This window comes from Mycobacterium sp. NGS35, from assembly GCF_059812855.1.
In genome coordinates this window covers 201,661-221,935 of record NZ_JCALDL010000007.1, presented here as the reverse complement: position 1 = coordinate 221,935, position 20,275 = coordinate 201,661, and the positions used below count along the sequence as shown (strand labels likewise).

At 66.4% G+C, this 20,275-nt stretch carries 19 protein-coding genes; 11 read left to right on the top strand and 8 right to left on the bottom strand.

Features of this window, described 5'->3' with window-relative positions; all coding sequences use genetic code 11:
• Positions 1 to 125: 125 nt before the first annotated feature.
• The gene (locus tag AC5Y4C_RS14130) at positions 126 to 1,301 is read left to right on the top strand and encodes a thiolase family protein (RefSeq protein WP_499963701.1); all 1,176 of its coding nucleotides are present in this window, start codon (positions 126 to 128) and stop codon (positions 1,299 to 1,301) included.
• On the opposite strand, the gene AC5Y4C_RS14125 is transcribed toward AC5Y4C_RS14130, so the two are convergent.
• Positions 1,298 to 2,065 (bottom strand): TetR/AcrR family transcriptional regulator, encoded by a 768-nt coding sequence (locus tag AC5Y4C_RS14125; protein ID WP_499909552.1) that lies wholly within the window; start codon positions 2,063 to 2,065, stop codon positions 1,298 to 1,300. The two genes, AC5Y4C_RS14130 and AC5Y4C_RS14125, sit on opposite strands and share 4 nt — an antisense overlap.
• Positions 2,066 to 2,171: 106 nt before the next feature.
• Between AC5Y4C_RS14125 and AC5Y4C_RS14120 the strand changes: the two genes are divergently transcribed.
• The 8 genes from AC5Y4C_RS14120 (at position 2,172) to AC5Y4C_RS14085 (ending at position 10,773) form a co-directional block, all read left to right on the top strand.
• Complete coding sequence (locus AC5Y4C_RS14120) at positions 2,172 to 2,969, top strand: SDR family NAD(P)-dependent oxidoreductase (protein ID WP_499963699.1); 798 nt, start codon at positions 2,172 to 2,174, stop codon at positions 2,967 to 2,969.
• 1 nt (position 2,970) lies between these two features.
• The gene (locus tag AC5Y4C_RS14115; RefSeq protein ID WP_499963698.1) at positions 2,971 to 3,978 is read left to right on the top strand and encodes a dihydrodipicolinate synthase family protein; all 1,008 of its coding nucleotides are present in this window, start codon (positions 2,971 to 2,973) and stop codon (positions 3,976 to 3,978) included.
• Between the two features lie 85 nt (positions 3,979 to 4,063).
• Positions 4,064 to 4,870, top strand: a complete 807-nt coding sequence (locus AC5Y4C_RS14110; RefSeq protein ID WP_499963696.1) for an enoyl-CoA hydratase — start codon at positions 4,064 to 4,066, stop codon at positions 4,868 to 4,870.
• A 13-nt stretch (positions 4,871 to 4,883) separates the two neighbouring features.
• Positions 4,884 to 6,083, top strand: a complete 1,200-nt coding sequence (locus tag AC5Y4C_RS14105; RefSeq protein WP_499963694.1) for an amidohydrolase family protein — start codon at positions 4,884 to 4,886, stop codon at positions 6,081 to 6,083.
• 13 nt (positions 6,084 to 6,096) lie between these two features.
• On the top strand, positions 6,097 to 7,710 hold the full coding sequence (locus AC5Y4C_RS14100; RefSeq protein ID WP_499963692.1) for an acyl-CoA synthetase: 1,614 nt from the start codon (positions 6,097 to 6,099) through the stop codon (positions 7,708 to 7,710).
• Positions 7,707 to 8,543 (top strand): amidohydrolase family protein, encoded by an 837-nt coding sequence (locus tag AC5Y4C_RS14095; RefSeq protein ID WP_499909564.1) that lies wholly within the window; start codon positions 7,707 to 7,709, stop codon positions 8,541 to 8,543. The genes AC5Y4C_RS14100 and AC5Y4C_RS14095 overlap by 4 nt, the downstream gene beginning before the upstream one ends.
• 2 nt (positions 8,544 to 8,545) lie before the next feature.
• Positions 8,546 to 9,586 (top strand): acyl-CoA dehydrogenase family protein, encoded by a 1,041-nt coding sequence (locus tag AC5Y4C_RS14090; RefSeq protein WP_499963690.1) that lies wholly within the window; start codon positions 8,546 to 8,548, stop codon positions 9,584 to 9,586.
• Positions 9,586 to 10,773, top strand: a complete 1,188-nt coding sequence (locus AC5Y4C_RS14085) for an acyl-CoA dehydrogenase family protein (protein ID WP_499963688.1) — start codon at positions 9,586 to 9,588, stop codon at positions 10,771 to 10,773. Before AC5Y4C_RS14090 ends, AC5Y4C_RS14085 begins: the two co-directional genes overlap by 1 nt.
• Positions 10,774 to 10,846: 73 nt before the next feature.
• Here AC5Y4C_RS14085 and AC5Y4C_RS14080 read toward each other — a convergent pair whose 3' ends face one another.
• Both AC5Y4C_RS14080 and AC5Y4C_RS14075 read right to left on the bottom strand, forming a co-directional pair.
• Positions 10,847 to 12,061, bottom strand: coding sequence for a CaiB/BaiF CoA transferase family protein (locus AC5Y4C_RS14080; protein WP_499963715.1), 1,215 nt, complete (start codon positions 12,059 to 12,061; stop codon positions 10,847 to 10,849).
• A 35-nt stretch (positions 12,062 to 12,096) separates the two neighbouring features.
• Positions 12,097 to 13,308 (bottom strand): cytochrome P450, encoded by a 1,212-nt coding sequence (locus tag AC5Y4C_RS14075; RefSeq protein ID WP_499963686.1) that lies wholly within the window; start codon positions 13,306 to 13,308, stop codon positions 12,097 to 12,099.
• 102 nt (positions 13,309 to 13,410) lie between these two features.
• Here AC5Y4C_RS14075 and AC5Y4C_RS14070 point away from each other — a divergent pair, with 102 nt between their 5' ends.
• On the top strand, positions 13,411 to 14,556 hold the full coding sequence (locus AC5Y4C_RS14070) for a thiolase family protein (RefSeq protein WP_499963684.1): 1,146 nt from the start codon (positions 13,411 to 13,413) through the stop codon (positions 14,554 to 14,556).
• 31 nt (positions 14,557 to 14,587) lie between these two features.
• Here the strand turns inward: AC5Y4C_RS14070 and AC5Y4C_RS14065 are convergent, their stop codons facing one another.
• The 3 genes from AC5Y4C_RS14065 to AC5Y4C_RS14055 are packed head-to-tail and all read right to left on the bottom strand — an operon-like array spanning position 14,588 to position 17,834.
• On the bottom strand, positions 14,588 to 16,240 hold the full coding sequence (locus AC5Y4C_RS14065; protein WP_499963682.1) for an acyl-CoA synthetase: 1,653 nt from the start codon (positions 16,238 to 16,240) through the stop codon (positions 14,588 to 14,590).
• Entirely contained in the window at positions 16,225 to 16,845 is a 621-nt protein-coding gene (locus AC5Y4C_RS14060; RefSeq protein WP_499909576.1) for a cysteine hydrolase family protein, read from the bottom strand. Before AC5Y4C_RS14060 ends, AC5Y4C_RS14065 begins: the two co-directional genes overlap by 16 nt.
• The gene (locus tag AC5Y4C_RS14055; RefSeq protein WP_499963680.1) at positions 16,842 to 17,834 is read right to left on the bottom strand and encodes an aromatic ring-hydroxylating oxygenase subunit alpha; all 993 of its coding nucleotides are present in this window, start codon (positions 17,832 to 17,834) and stop codon (positions 16,842 to 16,844) included. The genes AC5Y4C_RS14060 and AC5Y4C_RS14055 overlap by 4 nt, the downstream gene beginning before the upstream one ends.
• A gap of 88 nt (positions 17,835 to 17,922) precedes the next feature.
• On the opposite strand from AC5Y4C_RS14055, the gene AC5Y4C_RS14050 reads away from it, so the two are divergent.
• On the top strand, positions 17,923 to 18,939 hold the full coding sequence (locus tag AC5Y4C_RS14050) for an NAD-dependent epimerase/dehydratase family protein (protein ID WP_499963678.1): 1,017 nt from the start codon (positions 17,923 to 17,925) through the stop codon (positions 18,937 to 18,939).
• A gap of 24 nt (positions 18,940 to 18,963) precedes the next feature.
• On the opposite strand, the gene AC5Y4C_RS14045 is transcribed toward AC5Y4C_RS14050, so the two are convergent.
• Positions 18,964 to 19,380 carry a nuclear transport factor 2 family protein gene (locus AC5Y4C_RS14045; RefSeq protein ID WP_499963676.1) on the bottom strand — a complete coding sequence of 139 codons (417 nt, stop codon included), beginning with the start codon at positions 19,378 to 19,380 and terminating at the stop codon, positions 18,964 to 18,966.
• 1 nt (position 19,381) lies between these two features.
• Positions 19,382 to 20,236: a hypothetical protein gene (locus AC5Y4C_RS14040; protein ID WP_499963674.1), complete on the bottom strand. Its 855-nt coding sequence runs from the start codon at positions 20,234 to 20,236 to the stop codon at positions 19,382 to 19,384.
• Positions 20,237 to 20,275: the final 39 nt, after the last annotated feature.

Below are 20,275 nucleotides of genomic sequence, written 5' to 3'. Positions count from 1 at the left end.
GCCGAAATATCGCTATCACGTCACGCTCGGCGCTCAGCGTTGGTTGGCACGAGGCCGGACCGACCCGCCGCTACAGTATCTGCTAGTTTTGTAAAGTCTTTCCCACCGAGCTCGAGGCCACCACCATGCCCACACCCGTCATCGTCGGCGCCACCAGAACAGCGATCGGACGCTCCTTCAAGGGAACGCTGACCAACACGCCGCCCGAAACGCTGATCACCACCGTGCTGCCCGAGGCGATTCGCCGGGCCGGCATCGAGCCCTCCGCCGTCGATGACGTTATCTTCGCCGAATCCCATTACGGCGGAGGCGATCTCGCCCGTTATGCGGCCGCGGCGTGCGGCATGGAGGACGTGCCGGGCCAGTCGGTGAACCGGCACTGCGCCGGTAGCCTCACCGCGATCGGCAACGCGGCGGGGGGAATCGGCTCGGGCATGGAGCGGGTGGTGGTGGCCGGCGGTGTGCAGTCGCTGTCGATGACGCCACTGATGAACCAGCGCATTCCCGGCCCCGAGCTGAAGTTCGAGGAACGGTGGTTGCCGCCCACGCATCCGGAGACGCCCGACGCGCCCGGGCGCGACATGTCGATCACGGTCGGGTGGAACACCGCCAAGGCGGTCGGCATCACGCGCGAGGAAATGGACGCGTGGGCTGCGCGCTCGCATCAGCGGGCCATCGCAGCGATCGACGCGGGCAAGTTCGCCGACGAGATCGTGCCGCTCAAGGTGCAACTGCCCGACGGTTCGGTGGTGGACTTCAGCGTCGACGAGCACCCGCGCCGTGACACCACGGTCGAAAAGCTGGCCGCCCTCAAGCCGCTGCATCCGGAGATCGAGGGCTTCTCGATCACCGCTGGCAACAGCAGCGGCACCAACGACGCTGCGGCAGCGGTCGCGCTTGTCGACAAGGACTATGCCGACGCGGAGAAGCTGAGCGTGATGGCGAGGGTGAAGGCGTGGGCGGCATCGGCTGTGCCGCCGAAGGATACGGGACTCGGTGCAGTCAAGGTGATCGGCAAGGTGCTGCAACGAGCCGGATTGGCACCGGCCGACGTGGCGCTGTGGGAGATCAACGAGGCGTTCGCGTCGGTGCCGATTGCGGCATGCCGCGAGTACGGCCTCGACGAGGAGCGGGTGAACTTCTCGGGCAGCGGCTGCAGCCTCGGCCATCCGATCGCCGCCTCCGGTGCCCGGATGGTGACGACGCTGGTGTACGAACTTCAGCGGCGTGGCGGTGGTATCGGAGTCGCAGCAATGTGCGCGGGCGGCGGCCAGGGCGGCGCCGTGGTGATCGAGGTCTAGCGCTTCGAGGTCTCGCGCTTCGCGGCTGCTTTGCGCGCGCGGCGCGGCGCAGCCTTGCGCGGCTTCTGGCCTTCCTCGATGAGCCGGCTGGCGTGGTCGAGGATGCAGTTGAGCCCGTATTCGAAGTTCTTTTCGTCCGCCGCGGCCAGTCGGTGACCTTTGGCAGCCAGCCTGGCGATCAACGGCGTCGCCTGGGGATCAAGCGCTCTCGGCTCGAAAGTCGGTTCGCTGTCGTCCAATTCGCGCGTCTTCTGCTGCAGTCGCTCGAGCACGACGGTGCCGCGGACATGCAGCGACACCGCCGAATAGGTGTCGAACGCGTCCTCCGGTGACAGACCGGCATCGACCAGTGTTTCGATCGCCTTCTCCATCTGCTCCACACCCAACCGTCGCGCCTTCGCGCTGAGCGCCCCGCGGATCAGGATCAGGTCGGTCAGAATCGGGCTGCTCAGGAAGGTCTTGCGCATCATGCGGGCGTGGTTGCGCAGCGATTCACGCCAATTGCCCGCCTCCACATAGGGCGTCGAGAACGTGAACTTTCGCAGCGCCCGGTCCGTCATCGCGTTGAGCAGGTCGTCCTTCTTGCGGAAATACCAGTAGATGCTCGTGACGCCGACGCCAAGATGCTTACCCAGCAACGGCATACTGAGGTTGTCGATGGAGACCTGGTCGGCAAGTTCGAAGGCGCCGTCGATGATGTCCTCGGGATTGATCGAACCGCGTTCGCGCCGCTGGCGTTTCTGCGCGGTTGCCTTTCCTGCCACGGTGGGCTACCTCCGTTCGATCTCCCGATTACTGTAACCCCTATAGTAAGCTTCCTCGTTACCGCCGCGTTCCACGCGTAGCGGGACGAAGGAAGGCGCCAGGGCCGTGGACCTCGGATTCGCAGACGCCACCGCCGTCGTCGTCGGCGGCGGCCGTGGGATGGGGCTGGCCACGGCGCGATGCCTGGCCGATGACGGGTGCCGGGTTGCGCTGGTCGGCCGCACACCGAACGCTCTCGACGAAGCGGCCGACGACCTGCGGCGTCGCGGCAGCCCCGACGCCGTGGGACTGGTCGCCGACGTCGGTGACGCCCACGCGGTGGAGCAGCTGTTCGCCGAGGTGAGCCGCCGCTGGAGCGGCAAACTCAATGTGCTGATCAACGTGGTCGGGCCCAGCGCGGTGGGCACCTTCGAGGACTTGACCGACGAGCAGTGGCGACAAGCCGTCGACGAAGGCGTGATGGGAATGGTGCACTGCGTGCGTGCGGCTCTGCCGCTGCTGCGGCGTGCCGAGTGGGCGCGGATTGTCAACTTCTCGGCCCACTCGACCCAGCGGCAGAGCGTGCTGCTGGCGGCCTACACGGCAGCCAAGGCAATGGTGAACAGCATCTCGAAGAACCTGTCGTTGCTGTTGGCCAAGGACGAGATTCTGGTCAACGTGGTATCGCCCGGCAGCATCGCTTCGGAGTCGCTGGTCGGCTGGGCCGCGTCGGTCGGTGTGGACGGTAACGACCCGTATGCGTTGATGGACGCCATTGCCAAGCATTTCGGGCATCCGGCCCACCTGCCGCGAGCTGGATTTCCTGACGAAATCGGTCCTGTCGCAGCCTTTTTGGCCTCCCGGCGCAATTCATACATGACTGGCGCCAACGTCAACGTCGACGGCGGAAGTGATTTCACCTGACATGGCGACCGCACGAGAAGCCCGCGAATGGGCACGCACAGCGCTGAGGGGAATCGGCGACTCCCTGTACACCCCGTTCTGCGGGCGCGACGGCGACGAGATCGACTGGGATGCTTACCGCGCATTGGTTCGGTACTGCGTGGGCGATCTCGGCCACCCGATGCTGTGGGTGACCAGCGGCGTCGGCGAGTTCTGGTCGCTGACCACTGCTGAGCGAAAGCGGTTGCTGGAGTTGGCAATCGAGCAGGCGCGTGCCGTCAACCCCGATGTGGTGGTCCAGTCGTGCACCGCCGCACTGTCGGCCAAGGACTGCCTGGAATTGACACTGCACGCCCAGGAATCCGGTGCTGACATCGTCTACATCCAGACGCCGATGATGGAACTGCATGGCGGCGACGGCGTCCTGGCCTTCTTCCGCTACATCAGCGAACGCACCGACATCGCTTTGGGAATGTTCAACTCGCCGTCGTCGGGATATGTGCTCAGTGCCGCCGAAAGCGCCCGCATCGTCGCCGAGGTTCCCGCCGTGTGCGCGACCAAAGAGGGCGCCTTCCGCCCGTCGAACAGCCGGCTGCTGCACGAGTTGGCGCCCGAGTTGGTCATCTGGGAATGCGACACCACCGTGTACCGCGCGGGATGGCTCCGCCAGGGCATCGTCGGGCCCGCACAACTCGGCACCACCGGCTACCTCTACGAGACACCGCAGCGTCGAATCCTCAGCCACTACTGGGATTTGGTGTGGAGTGACAAGCTCGTAGAGGCGATGGATTTCGCGGTCGAGTCGGGACTGGACCAGTTCGGCGTCGACATCCGTTCGTGGTTCACTTGTTATCCCGGCCGCCCGGATTACTTCACGCACTGGGGTGCTGCGTTCAAGTACGCGGCCTCGCTGCTCGGGCTTCCCGTGGGGGACTATCCGCATTCCCGCCCGCCTCAGGTGCCGCTTCCAGAGGCGGGCAAGCGGCAGATCCGAAAGGCGTACACCCGCCTCGGTTTGATCGATCGGTGACCTTTTCGGACCCCTGCGGAAGGCACTACCGATAGGTGTACAGTATGTGCATACATCAAGTTTGCGGGCATCAGAGGAGGTCGGCTTGGACAGCGCCGACGACGTGGTGCGCTACCAGGTGCGCGACAGCGGAGTCGCGGTCCTGACCCTGAACCGGCCCGAGCGCATGAACGCGTGGGGCGGCGGACTGGCCAGTGCGTTCTGGACATGTCTGGACCGCGCCGACGCCGACGCGGATGTCCGCGCGATCGTGATCACCGGCGCCGGGCGCGCGTTCTGCGCGGGCGCCGACATGGGCGACCTCTCCAGCATCGGGGACGCCACCGTGGGCGACACCGATGTCAGTGCGCTGGTCGGGGAACGCCACCCGCATGCGGTCGCCATGCTGCGCAAGCCGGTCGTTGCAGCGATCAACGGCGCATGCGCCGGCATCGGGCTGACCCAGGCGCTGATGTGCGATGTCCGGTTCGCCGCGGAGGGCGCCAAGTTCACCACGTCGTTCTCGCGGCGGGGACTCATCGCCGAATACGGCATCTCGTGGATCCTGCCCCGAATCGTCGGCTGGGGGGCCGCGCTCGACCTGCTGCTGAGCGGCCGGGTTTTCTACGCCGACGAGGCCGCCGAGCTGGGACTGGTCAAAGAAGTGGTGCCCGCCGACGAGCTGATGCCGCGCGCAATCGGCTACGCCGATGACATCGCCGCCAATTGCGCCCCCAGTTCTCTGGCGGTGATCAAGCAGCAGGTGTACGCAGACACTATGCGCGACGTATTCGAGGCGAGCGCGGTGGCAGAGAAGCTCATGCACGAGTCGATGCTTCGCCCGGACTTCATCGAGGGCATCACGAGCTTCTTCGAGAAGCGGCCGCCGAACTTCCCGGCTTTGACCGACTGAAAGGACTCTCACCATGGCGCTGGACTACAAGGCCATCGACGTCGACAACCATTACTACGAGCCGCTGGACGCGTTCACCCGGCACTTGGACAAGAAGTTCAAACGCCGCGGCGTGCAGATGGTCAGCGACGGCAAGCACACGCTCGCGCTGATCGGCGACAAGGTCAATCGCTTCATTCCGAATCCGACGTTCGACCCGATCATCGTGCCGGGCTGCCTGGATCTGCTGTTCCGCGGCGAGATTCCCGAAGGCGTGGATCCGGCATCGCTGATGAAGGTCGAGCGGCTCTCGGAGCATCCGGAGTACCAGAACCGCGACGCCCGTGTCGCGGTGATGGACACCCAGGACCTCGAGACAGTGTTCATGTTGCCGACGTTCGCGTGCGGGGTCGAAGAAGCGCTCAAGCATGACATCGAGGCGACCATGGCGTCGGTGCACGCGTTCAACCTGTGGCTCGACGAACACTGGGGATTCGACCGGCCCGATCACCGAATCGTCGCCGCGCCGATCATCTCACTGGCCGACCCCGAAAAAGCGCTCCAGGAAGTCGATTTCGTGCTGGCGCGAGGCGCGAAGTTGGTGTTGGTGCGGCCGGCGCCGGTGCCCGGTGTGGTCAAGCCGCGGTCGCTGGGTGACCCGCTCCACGATCCGGTGTGGGCGCGGCTGGCCGAGGCCGGGGTTCCGGTCGGGTTCCATCTGAGCGACAGCGGTTATCTGCAGATCGCCGGGATGTGGGGTGGCAAGTCGACGTTCGAGGCATTCGGCGGCTCGAATCCGCTGGACCAGGTGCTCGTCGACGACCGAGCGATTCACGACACGATGGCCTCGATGATCGTGCATGGCGTCTTCACCCGTCATCCGAAGCTCCGCGTGGTGAGCATCGAGAACGGGTCGTATTTCGTGTACCGCTTGATCAAACGTCTCAAGAAGGCGGCCAACAACCACCCGAAGCTGTTCCCGGAGGATCCGGTGGAGCAGCTGCGCAACAACGTGTGGATCGCCCCGTACTACGAGGACGACCTGACGCGGCTCGCCGAAGTCATCGGTGTCGACAAGATCCTGTTCGGATCGGACTGGCCCCACGGTGAAGGGCTGGAGTCGCCGGTGTCGTTCACCGCGGAGCTCAAGGGATTCAGCGAGGGCGATATCCGGAAAATCATGCGCGACAACGCATTAGATCTGCTTGGCGTCAACGTGTCGTCCGCCGCCTAGTCGCACTGTACCGATGAGCGAGTGGACGCTAGGGGCGGTGCTGGACGCCATCGCGCAAGCCGTTCCGGACCGCGTGATGACGGTCTGCGGCGACCGGCGTAGCACGTACGCCGAATCGGCGGAGCGAACCCGTCGGCTGGCGAACTACCTCGCCGGCGAAGGACTTGGCGCGCACCGCGAACGCGACACACTCGAGCGTTGGGAGTGCGGCCAGGACCGGGTCGCGCTCGTCATGCACAACGACCTGTACCCCGACATGGTGATCGGATGTCTGAAGGCCCGCACCGTGCCGGTGAACGTCAACCACTACTACACGCCTCGCGAAGTCGGGGAGCTGTTCGACTACGTCAAGCCGAGAGCAGTCGTCTACCACCGGTCGCTCGGTGCGAAGTTCGCCGACGTGCTTCCCTCCGGCGCTGTGCTGGTGTCGATCGACGACGGCAGCGCCATCCCAGAGCTACCTGGTGCCGTGACCCTGAAAGACGCACTCGCGCGAGGCGATACCGACCGGGGCCTCTCGCCGTCACCCGACGACCTGATCATGATCTGCACCGGCGGCACCACTGGCCGTCCCAAGGGAGTGCTGTGGCGGCAGTGCGACATGTACGTGGTGTCGATGAACGGCGCGGCGCATGACTCCGTCGACGAGATACGTGCCAAGGTGCAGGCCGGCGGGGCGCCGTGGTTCGCGGTGTCGCCGTTGATGCACGCGGCCGGCATGTGGACCGCCTTCGCGGCGATCATGAACGGTATCCCGGTGATCCTCTACGACAACCGCGGCACGTTCGACCCGCGCAGCGTGCTGCAGACCGTCGAACGTGAGAAGGTCGGGCTGATGACGATGGTCGGCGACGCCTACGCCGGACCGCTGGTCGACGAGCTGCGGCGCAACGCCTACGACCTGTCCTCGCTGTACGCGATCGGCACCGGCGGCGCCGCGACCAATCCGACGTACCAGCGCGCGCTGCTCGAGGCGATCCCGCAGATCACGTTGATCAACGGCTACGGATCGTCGGAAACCGGCAACATGGCGTTCGGCCACAGCCAGCGCGGGCATCACAGCGACACGTTCCAGTTCCGCGACGGCGGCCTCGTGCTCTCCGACGACTACACCCGCTTCCTCGAGCCCGGTGATCCGGAGATCGGCTGGGTCGCGCGTACGGGCCGAATCCCCTTGGGCTACTTCGACGACGAGCAGGCCACCCGCAAAACCTTCCCCGAGGTCGACGGCGTGCGGGTGGTGATCTCCGGTGACCGGGCAAGCATCGAGCCCGACGGCACGCTGCGTCTTTTCGGCCGCGACTCGCTGGTGGTCAACACCGGCGGCGAGAAGGTGTTCGTCGAGGAAGTCGAGGAGGTGTTGCGCGCGTGCCCCGGCGTGGACGACGCGCTGGTGGTCGGGCGGCCCAGTGAACGCTGGGGCGAGGAATTGGTGGCCGTTGTCGCGCTGCGTGCCGACTGCGTCGAGGCCACCGATGCTCTTGCCGCGCACTGCGCATCGTCGCTGGCGCGGTTCAAGGTTCCGAAACAATTCGTCGTCGTCGACCAGGTGCGCCGACTCGGTAACGGCAAGGCCGACTACCGCTGGGCGAAAAGTGTTGCGCGCCAGCAGGCTCCGGTGCCATGACACAGAATGTGATCGATTGTCTGGTGAACGTGCACTTCGGTGAAACCGAAGTCCAGCCCGCCTGGATGGTGAAAGTCCGCGACGACTACTTCAAGGGTCCGAAGTCGATGTTCGCCCCTGTCGAGTTGGCCGAGCTCCTCGACGAGATGGACGAGCAGGGCGTGCGTAAGGCGATTCTGATGGACAGCCTCGCGAAACCGTCGCTGACCGCGCGCAAGTTCGTGCAGGCCCGCCCGGACCGCTTCGCACTGGCGATGGGCGGGGTCAACCTGCTGCGGCCGATGCCGTCGCTGCGCGAGCTGGGCGCCGTCGCCGCCGACCTTCCCGTCGTGTATGCCGTTGTCGGCCCGAGCTTTTGGGGGGACGGCCAGTATCCGCCCAGTGACGCGGTCTACTACCCGCTGTACACCAAATGCGCCGAACTGGAGTTGCCGCTGTGCGTCAACACCGGGATACCCGGCCCCCCGATCCCCGGCGAGGTGCAGAACCCGATCCACCTGGACCGGGTTTGCGTGCGCTTTCCCGAGCTGAAACTGTGCATGATCCACGGTGCGGATCCCTGGTGGGACATCGCGATTCGGCTGCTGATCAAGTACCGCAATCTACGGCTGATGACGTCGGCGTGGTCACCGAAGCGGCTGCCGGAGACCTTGCTGCACTTCATGCGCACCCGAGGTTCCGACAAGGTGATCTTCGCCTCGGATTGGCCGGTGCTGCGCATGCGCCGGGTGGTGCCCGAGGCGCTGGCGCTCGAGCTGCCGGCCGACGTGCTGGACAACTACCTCTATCGCAATGCCCAAGAGTTCTTCTTCGGCGTGACCCAGGAGCAATGACCATGGACCGTTACGAACTGCGCCGGCTGGACTACAGCCTGACCGCCGACCACAAGGCGCTGCAGGAGGTGTATCGGCGGTTCTTCAAGACCCACTGCCCGATCGAAACCGTCCGCGCCGCCGAGGAATCGGGGTTCGACAAGAGCCTGTGGGAAAGGCTGTGCGCGATGGGCGCGTCGACGATGGCGCTCCCGGAGTCGTGCGGCGGAGATGGCGCGACGCTGGTCGACCTGACATTGGTCGCCGAGGAGATCGGCCGTTCGCTGGCGCCGGTGCCGTGGATCGACCACGTGTGCGCGGCCCGGCTGCTCGGCCGGCTGGGCGCGCTGGACGACCACGTGCTCAGCGGCAAGCAAGTGGCAGGACTCGACACCCAGCACGACGACACCGCCGGCGTGCGGTTGATCGGCACCGGCTCGATTGCCGACCACATCCTCGTCCGCAACGGTGACGACGTCGTGCGCCTCACGTTCGACACCCGCCCGGCGCGCGTCGACAACATCGGCCGGCTGCCGATGGCGTGGGTCGACCCGTCGGCGGCCGACAGCCGCACCGTCGTTGCCAGCGGTCCTGACGCGCTCGCGGAATATCAACGCGCACTTGACGAGTGGCGGCTGCTGACGGGCTCGGCGCTGGTCGGGCTCGTCGAGGAGACGATGACGATCGCGGCGGAGTTCGCCAAGACCCGCTACACGCTGGGGGTACCGATCTCGACGCTGCAAGCGATCTCGCATCCGCTGGCCAACATCGCGATCACGGTGCAGGCCGGCCGCAACCTGGCGCGGCGCGCGGCGTGGTTCCTCGACAACGAGCCCGACGAGCGGCCCGAGCTGGCGCCGTCGGTGTTCGTGTTCATGGCCGAAGAAGCGGCGAAGGCCGCGACGATGGCCGTGCACATTCAAGGCGGCCTGGGTGTCTCGGCGGAGGCCGCCGCGACCGCCTACTTGGTGCGGGCTCGGGGGTGGCCGCTGGCCGGCGGCGATCCGGCGGCCAGCGCAAAGTACATCGCGCAGATCGTCGCGGCGCGAGAAAGCGGTCAGTGATGGACTTTTCGCGAGTCGAGCTGTCTGACGACGACAAGGCGTTCCTTCACGAGGCGCGCAGCTTTCTGCGCACGCACGTGACCGACGAGGTTCGGCGGCGCGACCGGGAGACCGGCGACAACTTCGACGAGGGCGTGCATCTGGCGCTCGGTGCCGCCGGGTATCTCGAGCGCGAATGGAAACCGGAGTCCGAGGGCGGGTTCTCCCGGGTGCGCCGGCGCATCTGGGAGCTGGAGAAGCGGCGCGCGCATGTGCCGTGGGTGACGTGGGGAACCACGGCGATGGTGGCGCGGTCGGTGGCGACGTTCGGCTCGCAGGAGCTCAAGGACGAAGTGCTGCCAGGCGTGTTCAGCGGTCACGTCCGGTTGTGCCTCGGCTACACCGAACCCGAGGGGGGATCGGACATCGCGACGTGCAAGACGCGCGCGGTGCGCGACGGCGGCGCGGACGCGAGGAGCACAAATGGCGGGAGCTGGGTGATCAACGGGTCGAAGATGTTCACTACCGGCGCGCACAACTGCCAGTACGTTTTCCTGATCACGAATACCGACCCCGAAGCGCCAAAACACAAGAGTCTGACCATGTTTCTGGTGCCGTTGAACTCGCCGGGTATCGAGATCCAGGGCGTGCGCACCATCGACGGCGACCGGACGAACATCGTCTACTACAGCGACGTCCGGGTCGACGACAAGTATCGGCTGGGGGAGGTGAACGGTGGTTGGACCGTGCTGCGCGAACCGCTCAACGTCGAGCACGGCGCCGTCGCCGCGGCCCCCGACGGGCTGGCCGACGTGTCGATCATGATGCACCAGGCCGGGTTCATGGCCGACGCCGCCGACAAGGCCGCGGCTAAGGCGAACGTCGCCGACGGGTCTGTGGCATATCGGTTGGGCCGCAGCGTCGCTCGAATGGAAGCCGCGCTGAGCGCACCGAGCATTTTCGGCCGGGTGGCGCTGGCGCAGACCATGCGTGACATCTCGCCGGAGCTGATGGACATCCTCGGCACCGCGTCGTCACTGCCCGTCGACACCGACGGAGCCGTCGACGACGGCGCGTCGGAATACATCTTCCGGTTCGCGCCGCTCGTCGGCATCTACGGCGGCACACTCGAGGTGTTCCGCAACATGATCGCCCAGCACGTTCTCGGTTTGGGCAAGCCCGCGTACGCGGCACCGGCGGCCCGTTAGCCTGAGCGTGCGCTGCGGTACGGCGCGTATCGGTGTGGCGGTGTACAGACACGCACGCTCGCGCACACGAGGCCTACGCGATAGCGCCGGATTCCTTGAGCTCGGCGATGCGGTCCCAATCCATGCCGAGCTCCATCAGCACCAGCTCCGTGTGCTCGGATGCCTGCGGTGCGCGGGTGGTCTGCAGCGGCTCGTGGTTGAACTGAACGGGTCCCCGCACGACTCGCAACGGCGGTCCGCCGTCGGCCGCCTCCACTTCCACCACCATGTCATTGGCCAGGGCCTGCTCGTCGGTGGCCAGGTCGATGAAGCTCTGAAACGGCGCCCACTGGCCCCGCATGGTCTTCAGGTGCTGGCGCCAGTACGCGAACGGCTTGGCGGCGAACGCCTTCGCGATGAGTTCGCTTGCCGCGTCGGCGTTTTCCATCAGGGGCAGCACGTCGGAGAACCGGGGATCGTCGGCCGCCTCCGGAATGCCCAAGTGTTCGAACGTGTCTCGGATATAGCCGGTCGGACTGACGATGCACAGGTTGATGGTGCCGCCGTCAGACGTCTGGTAGTTGCCCAAAAACGGGTTCACCGCCGAGCCGCCGCTGTGCGGCATCTCCGCGCGCATGGTCTCGCCGGTCTCCATGCCGTGCGTCACGCTGGCGCCCGCCGCCCACCACGCTGTGCTCAGCAGCGACACATCCAGCTCGACGGCTTCTCCAGTGCGTTCGCGGTGCAGGAGTGCCGCCGAGATGCCGCCGGCGATCGTCATCCCGCCGATCGAGTCGCCGAATGCCGGAATGCCTTGGGCCAGAAAGCCCCCCAGCTCCGGCGGTGACAAGGCATGACCGACCCCGCTGCGTGTCCAGAATGCGGTGCCGTCATAACCGCCGACGTCGCGCTCGGGGCCCTTGTCGCCGTAGGCGCTGCCGCGGGCGTAGATGATGTTCGGGTTCACCGCGCGGATGTGCTCGATGTCGAACTTGTTCTTCTGCCGCGCCGCGGGCAGGTAGTTGGTCAGAAACACATCGGAGGTCCGGGCGAGTTCGTAGAGCACCTCCTGGCCACCGGGCGTGGACACGTCGATGCCGACGCTGCGCTTGCCGCGGTTGGGGTGCTCGATCAGCGGGTGCCGGTCCGGGTTGAGTTGATGGCCGCCCATGTTCACGAAGCCGCGCTGCGTGTCGCCACGGACGGGATGCTCGACCTTGATGACGTCTGCACCCCAGTCGGCGAGAATGGCCCCGGCCGCCGGGACGAACGTGAACTGAGCGACCTCCAGGACGCGGACGCCCTCCATGACCTTGACCACGTGAACCTCCTGTGGCGACGAGGCTAGCGCACGACGTCGAACGTCACCGGCAGCGCGGTGGGCGAGCGGAACGGGTTGCCGCGGATGTGCGGATCGCCGTCGGTGAGCAGGGTGATGTCGGTCAATCGGTCGAGCAGGCACTCCAGCGCGACGCGGGTTTCCAGCCGTGCCAAATGCAAACCCAGACAAGTGTGTTCACCCGCGGCAAACGAAATGTGCGGGATGGGTTTGCGGAAGATGTCGAACTCCTCAGACCGCTCCCAGCGGCGTTCGTCGCGGTTCGCCGAGCCGATGCACACGTCGATCATCGCGCCAGCCGGGATTTCGACACCGTCGAGTTCGGTGTCCTCGGTTGCGAAACGTTGCACGGACGTCAGCGGCGTCTCGTAGCGCAGGTTTTCTTCGATCGCCTTGCCCAGCAAGGTGCGGTCGGATTGCACCGCGGCGAACTGCTCCGGCCGGGTCAGCAGGTTGTAGAGCAGATTGCCCGACGAGCGGTACGTCGTTTCCAGGCCCGCCGGCAGTAGTAGTCGCAGAAACGAGTAGATCGCTTCGTCGCTGAGCTTTTCGCCGTCGATCTCGGCAACGACGAGGTCGCCGATGATGTCGTCCGTCGGGGTCCGCTTGCGCTTCTCGATGTGCTGCAGGAAGTATTCCTTGAGGGCTGCCGACGCCTCGAATGCCCGCTTGTAGTCGACGTTATAGCTGATCAGTTGTATTGCGCGGCGGCGGAATTCGGTCAGGTCCGCTTCAGGCAGGCCTAGCAGCCGGGTGATCACGCGCGTCGGGAACTCGAACGTGAAGTTGCGCACCAGGTCGGCTTCACCGGCATCGGCGAACTCGTCGACCAACTCCTGGCAGACCGGACGGACGATCTCGGGCTCCCACCGCGCCAGCGATTTCGTCTTGAACGCGGCTGAGACCAGGTTGCGGTGGTCGCGGTGCTGCTTGCCCTCCATCGCGAGAATGGTCTTGCCCATGAACAGCCCGATTGACGTGTCGTAGCCGGCCGAACTGAACACCCGGCCGTCCCGCAGCACGGTGTTGACCGCGTCGAACGACAACGCCGAGAAGATGTGCCGGGGTCTCATCGACTCGGGCAGCCTGGAGTAGTCGACGACGGGGCCCGCGAAGACGCCGCTGCGACGCCGCCATTCGGCGAAGAACGGATAGGGATCACGCTTCCACTCAGCGGCCCGGTCGGCCGGCAGGATCTCCTGGGCGTGCGTTTCCACAGCTGGTCTCCAGCGTTCGGTGTCGTGCGGTCGGCGAGGGCGGCCGCAGGTACGTACTGTAAATGTTACAGTATCAGGCCACAGGAGGAGGTGGGTGCCGAGATGGTTGACGTGGCGATCATCGGGGTCGGGTTGCATCCGTTCGGGCGGTTCGGGGACAAGACCGCGATGCAGATGGGAGCTGACGCGATCTTCGCCGCGGTGGACGACGCCGGCGTGCAGTGGCGCGACATCCAGTTCGGTGTGGGCGGCAGCTGGACCGTGGCGAACCCGGATGCGATCGTCGGGATGGTGGGTCTCACTGGCATCCCGTTCACCGACGTGTTCAACGCATGTGCGACCGCGGCCAGCGCGGCGAAGGCGTGTACTGACGGTATCCGGTTGGGCGACTACGACATCGGCATTGCAGTCGGTATGGACAAGCATCCGCGTGGCGCGTTCACCGAAGATCCGGCGCTTGTCGGCATGCCGAGCTGGTACGCGCAGAACGGGCAATACCTCACGACGAAGTTCTTCGGCATGAAGGCCAACCGCTATCTGCACGAGCACGGCATCTCGCAGCGGACGTTGGCGCGGGCGGCGGCCAAGAACTTCCGCAATGGCGCGCTGAATCCGAATGCGTTCCGCCGCAAGCCGATTCCCGAAGACGACATTTTGAACTCGCCGATGCTGAACTATCCGTTGACGCAGTACATGTTCTGCGCACCCGACGAGGGAGCGGCGGCCGTGGTCATGTGCCGCGCCGACATCGCGCACCGCTACACCTCGACGCCGGTGTATCTGCGGGCCGTCGAAGTACGCACCCGCCGCTACGGCGCTTACGAAGTGAACACCACCTTCGCTCCCGTCGAGGAGGACGCGTCACCGACGGTGTATGCGGCGCGGGCGGCCTTCGAGAAGGCCGGGGTGGCGCCGAGCGACGTCGACGTGATCCAACTGCAGGACACCGACGCCGGGGCAGAGATCATCCACATGGCCGAGTGCGGGTTCTGCGCGGACGGCGAGCAGGAGAAGCTGTTGGCCGACGGCGCAACCGAAATCGGCGGTGCGATGCCGGTCAACACCGACGGCGGACTGATCGCCAACGGCGAGCCGATCGGCGCGTCGGGGCTGCGGCAGCTCCATGAACTGGTGCGGCAACTGCGCGGCGAGGCGGGCGAGCGTCAGGTCCCCGGCGCGCCGCGGGTCGGCTTCGCACAACTCTACGGCGCACCCGGAACCGCGGCCGCGACCGTCGTCTCCCTGTGATTTCGGTGCGATTTCAGGCGCTGAGCGCCGGTTAGCGCCCCGAAATCGCTTGCTCGCGGGCCCAGCGGTAATCGGCCTTGCCGGCGGGGCTGCGTTCGATCACCGGACGGAACACCACGGCCTTCGGAAGCTTGTAGCGCGCAATGGATTTCGCGGCGTGCGCGATCAGCTCGCCCTCCTCGACGCTGGCGCCGTCGGCCAGCGCGACGATCGCCACCACCTCTTGGCCCCAGCGTTCGCTCGGCCGCCCGGCAACGACGACGTCGGCGACCGCCGGGTGCGATGCAATCGAAAGCTCCACCTCCTCGGCGAAGATCTTCTCGCCGCCGGAGTTGATGGTCACCGAATCGCGGCCCAGCAGCTCGATGGCGCCGCTGTGGAGGTGGCGTGCCCGGTCGCCCGGCACCGCGTAGCGCACGCCGTCGATCACCGGGAAAGTGGCCGCGGTCTTGGCCGCATCGCCCTTGTAGCCAAGCGGGACATAGCCTCTCTGTGCCAGCCAGCCGATGCCGTCATGCCCCGGCGACAGGATGGCGCTCAAATCTTCGGCGGCGACGCAGGTGTCCGGTCCGGGGTTGAACGTTCCGGTCGACACCGCACCCGTCAGCGACATGTGATGCATCTGCGCGCCGGTCTCCGAAGAGCCCACACCGTCGACCACCACCGCGTTGGGGAGCGCTTCGATCAGCCGTTCTTTGACCGAAGGCGTCAGCATCGCGCCGCCGTTGGCCACCACGGCCAGCGACGACACGTCGGCCGTCCCACGCTCGATCGCAGCCAGAAGCGGCCGCGCGATCGCGTCGCCCACCACGGTCACCACCGCCACTTTTTCCCGCTCGATGGTGCGGACCACCTCGTCGGCGTCCAACCGGTCGACCGTCGACGCGAACACCAGAGACTGTCCCGTCGTAATCGCGGTCATGACACCCCACTGCGCGGCGCCGTGCATCAGCGGCGGCAGGATCATGATCTTGGTACCCGGATTTTCCGCTGCACGCGAGGCGATGTCGTCGTAAGAGGTCATCACCTCGCCGGTGACCAGATTGCGGCCGCCGAACGATGTCACGAAGATGTCGTGCTGGCGCCACAGCACACCCTTGGGCATCCCGGTGGTGCCGCCGGTGTACAGCACGTACAGGTCGTCCGGCGACGGCTCGACGGGCGGCGGCTGCGGCGAGCCGGACTCGATGACGGTCTCGTAATCCACTGCGCCGTCGAGCAATTCGTTGCCGGAGCCGTCAGCGATCTGAATCAGCACTTTGAGGTTCGGCAGGTCGGGCAGCACTTCGGCGACCCGCGGCGCGAACGCGGCGTGGTAGATCAGTGCGGTGGCGCCGGCATCGGCAAGCAGGTACTCCAATTCGGCCTTGACGTAGCGATAGTTGACGTTGAACGGGGCCACCCGCGCCCGCCACGCGCCGAGCATCGCCTCGACATACTCGTTGCCGTTGTAGGCGTAGATGCCGACGAGGTCCTGGCCCACCTCGTGGCCGGCCAACGCGGACCGCTCGGTGTGACAGCCCAGCCCGCGCGCGTGCAGATAGGACGCGAGCCGCGTCGACCGGTCGACGATCTGCGCATATGTGTACTGCTTGTCGCCCTGGGTGATCAGCGGCCGGTCGCCGATCACGGCTGCGACGGCGTCGGCCACCGCGGGCACGGTGAAGTTCACGATGTCGTCCATGCTCGGAGTAGATCATCCGTGGTGGTGATGGTCGCGAGCAGGGACAGGGTGTAGTCGACGACCGCAGTCCCGTATTCGGCGGGAAACCCGGCGACCGCGTCGCGTGGCAGCACCACCCGGTACGCCGCGTTGACCGCGTCCATCACCAGGTTGGGGATCGCGATGTTCAGTGAGACGCCGACGCCGACGATCGTCGACACCCCGAGATTGCGCAGGATCGCGTCGAGGTCCGTGCCGCCCATCGGGCCGACGCCATGCCAGCGGTACAGCACAATGTCACTCGGCTCCGGGCCCAGCTCAGGAAGCAGCGTCGCACCGTCACTGCCGGGCGCTATGTCGACACTGCCGCGGCCGGCCGAGAAGATCTTCGCGTTGTGGTTGGACCCGCGCCCGTCGGGGCGTCGCTGTACCAGGCAGTGCACCACCTGGACGCCGGCGGCGCGCGCCGCCGGCAACAGCCGCACGATGTTCGGCAGCGCCTCGCGGCGAGCCTCCTCGGCCAGCACCGCCAGACCGGCGTTGGGTCCCATCACCGCGCCTTGGCACTCCTGTGTGACGACGGCGGTGTGCTCGGGTGCGACCACCTCGGCGAGCGGCACCGTCATGCCGGGGTCTCGTAGAACTGCGTGGCCCACTTACGCAGGGCCATATAGGGTTTGGCGTCGGTTTTGGACAGCGGTGGGCGCTCGATGTACTCCTGGTGGCGCCAGATGTCCAGGTCCTCCCAGACCGTGCGCAAGAACTGCTTCTCCACCTGCTCGCGAACCGCGGCGGGCGGAACGTCGGAGCTCTCGCCGGGCAGCTTCGGCCACCAGATCGAGTAGAACATCGTCGACAAGCCGTCGTCGACCGGCGTGACCGCGAAAATCAGCCGGTGGTTGGACGCGCCCTCGAACGCGCTGATCGCTCCGCCGAGCCCGAACATGTGGCTGTGGATACGCAACGCCATGGTGTCGGGGTCGTCGGCGCGGGCATCGGGCCAGCCGGTGAGGAATCGCCACTCGTGGTCGACGATGCGCCAGTCCAGGCACACCGGCGTCACCGTGGCCTTGTGCACGTAGTGGAAGTGCGCGCTGTCCGGGCCGTTCTCGGCGACGATCTGTGGATGCACCGGCTCGTTCTCGGTGCGTCGCGAAAACTCCGGATACGGGCGGTAATACGCGGACGGGTCGGTCTCGAATTGCGGGAAGGAGGTGAAGATGTCCGGCATCTGCCACTGCGGTTCCTTGCCCTGGGGCTGATGCCAGACGAACACGCAGTCGTACTGCTCCACCACCGGGTACACGCGCAGCCTCAACGCGCGGTTCGGCCGGTCAGGCTGGTAGGGAATGTAGCGGTTGGTGCCGTCGGGACCCCAGCGCCAGCCATGAAACGGGCACTCGACGCAGTCTCCGACGACTTTGCCGCCGTGGCCGATGTGGGCCCCGAGGTGACGGCAGTGCGCCTGCAGCACGTGCAGATCACCGGACTGGTCGCGGTAGGCCACCAGGTCGTCACCGAAGTAATGCAGTGGCCGGACCTCGCCGACGGGAAACTCCGCGGACCAGCCGATCATGAACCAGCCGGTGACCTTCCAGGTGAACGGAACCTTCACGCGCATCCCTCCGCTCAATCGATACCGAAGAGGTTACAGTATCGACATCGGGCGGCCAGCGGTCGTCGGCCACGATGAGAGGAGCGAGGTGGCGGGGAACAAGAAACTCGTCATCGGTGCGAGCGGGTTTCTGGGCTCGCATGCCACCCGGCAGCTCGTCGATCGCGGTGACGACGTGCGCGTGCTGGTCCGCAAAACGAGTGTTACTCAGGGCATTTCGGACCTCGACGTCGAATACCGCTACGGTGACATCTTCGACGGCGACGCGCTGCGCGAGGCGATGGCCGGCTGCGACGTGGTCTTCTACTGCGTGGTGGACACCCGGGCGTGGCTGCGCGACCCCGCGCCGCTGTTCAAGACCAATGTCGAGGGCCTGCGGCACGTGCTCGACGCCGCGGTCGACGCGAACCTCGAGCGGTTCGTGTTCACCAGCACGATCGGCACCATCGGCATCAGCGACAGCGGGCTTGCCGACGAGGACACGCCGTTCACCTGGTACGGCAAGGGTGGTGGCTACATCCAGTCGCGCGTACAGGCCGAGAACCTGGTGCTCGAATACGCGCGGGAGCGCGGCTTGCCCGCAGTGGTGCTGAACGTGTCCAACACCTACGGCCCGCGGGACTGGGCGCCTACTCCGCACGGCGGCCTGGTCGCGGCGGTGGCGGCCGGCAAGATGCCGGTCTACGTCAAGGGGCTGTCGTACGAGGTGGTCGGAATCGAGGATGCCGCGGCCGCGTTGGTACTGGCCGCCGACAACGGCCGGGTCGGCGAGCGCTACATCATCTCCGAGCGGTTCATGTCCTGGCGCGACATCTTCAACACCGCCGCCGACGCGGTCGGCGCACCGCGGCCGCGGTTCGGTGTGCCGTTCTGGGCGTTTCCCGTGGCCGGGTTCGTCGGCGACATCGCGTCGCGGGTGCTGCGTCGTGATGTGCCGATCAACCGTGTCAGCGCACGGCTGGCCCACATCATGTCGCCGATGGACCACAGCAAGGCCGTGCGTGAACTCGGATGGCAGCCACGGCCCACGCCTGAGGCGATTGCTGCGGCCGCACGCTTCTACCAGGAGCGCCGTCGGCAGCGATCCGGCGCCCACCGAAAGTGACGTTTCGCAGTCAAAGTGCGCGCTTCACCGCTGCGCCATAATCGAGTTCGGTGCCACCCAGTCTGTCGAGACGAACCGGTGCCGGATCAGCCACTGGTCACCGACCGGCTCGAGCCTGTCGCGGTAGCGGCCGTAGTGGTCCAGGCCGATGTCGGTGACGACCGTGAAGTACGACGCGACTCGGGCGCGCTCCGTGGTGAGCTCGACGAACCGGATGTTCGTGAGGTTGTGCCGGACAATGCGTGCCGAAGACGTTATGCCGCTGAGGAATTCGACGATCGCGGAACGCCCGCACAGCGGCTCCTCGCCCCGCAGCTCCAATTCACCGTTCTCACAGAATGTTTCGGCCATGTCGTGCAACCGCCCCGAATCACCCGACCAGTTGTAACCGGCGAGAGTGTCCCGGATGCGTTCGCGCGCTGCCAGCTCCCACAGCTCCACGTCAGGCCTCCTCGGCGCTGAACACGTAGGAACCCACGGTCGTCAGTCGGTCGTCGGCGCCTTCGTCGTGCATGACCACCCGAACCCCGACGGTGCCGTCGGCGCCGAGGAAAGCCTCACCGTCGACGCGGAACGGTCCGGCCTTGCCTCGTGCTACGAACATCACATGCGACGAAACACCTTGCACTAGCGGCGTTCCCACTGCATCGGCCGCCAGTTCCAGTGCCGCTGTTTCCAAGATCACGAACTGCGGGCCGATATGCAGTGCAGCGTCCGGCGAAGCGACTCTGTCCTCCAGTTCGGGAAGTGCCCACCGGCCGTCGGCGCGGCGGCGACCGCCGAAAACCTGCCACAGCGGGGGCATTCCGGCCGAGTCGGTCACCTCGATCGGATCGACCGTCATCTTCTTCAGGCCGTCCGGAGGAGTGCCGATGCTGATGCCCTGTCCCTGGGTCAGCGCCAGCACGCGCGGCGGATTGTCGGCGTCGACGATCTTCGACCGGCTGTACCCCATCTGCCGGCCTCGCTTGAGCTCCTCGGAGACGATCTCGATGCGGCGCACGTCGCGGCCCGGATCGAGCACCTGGCAGGAGTGGATGACCGGGTTGGGCACCGCCTCGAGGTCCGACATGTGGCCGCCCTCGGGCGAGGCGATACCCAGCACCGCAAGCAGCAGCCCACCCGTCGCGTTGCGCATGTCGCGGCGCACCGTGACCGTGTTGTCGACCGGCCCCAGGTCCATCTGCGCGTACCTGCGGCCGATGTAGCGGTAGCTCAACAGCCCACCCCAGCGCCGCCGAAGCTCGGCCGCGTACGCCTCCGGCTGATCGACCAGTTCACGAATGTCGCGTGGCATTCGACCTCCTAACGCCCATATATGATGACCCTTCCGCTC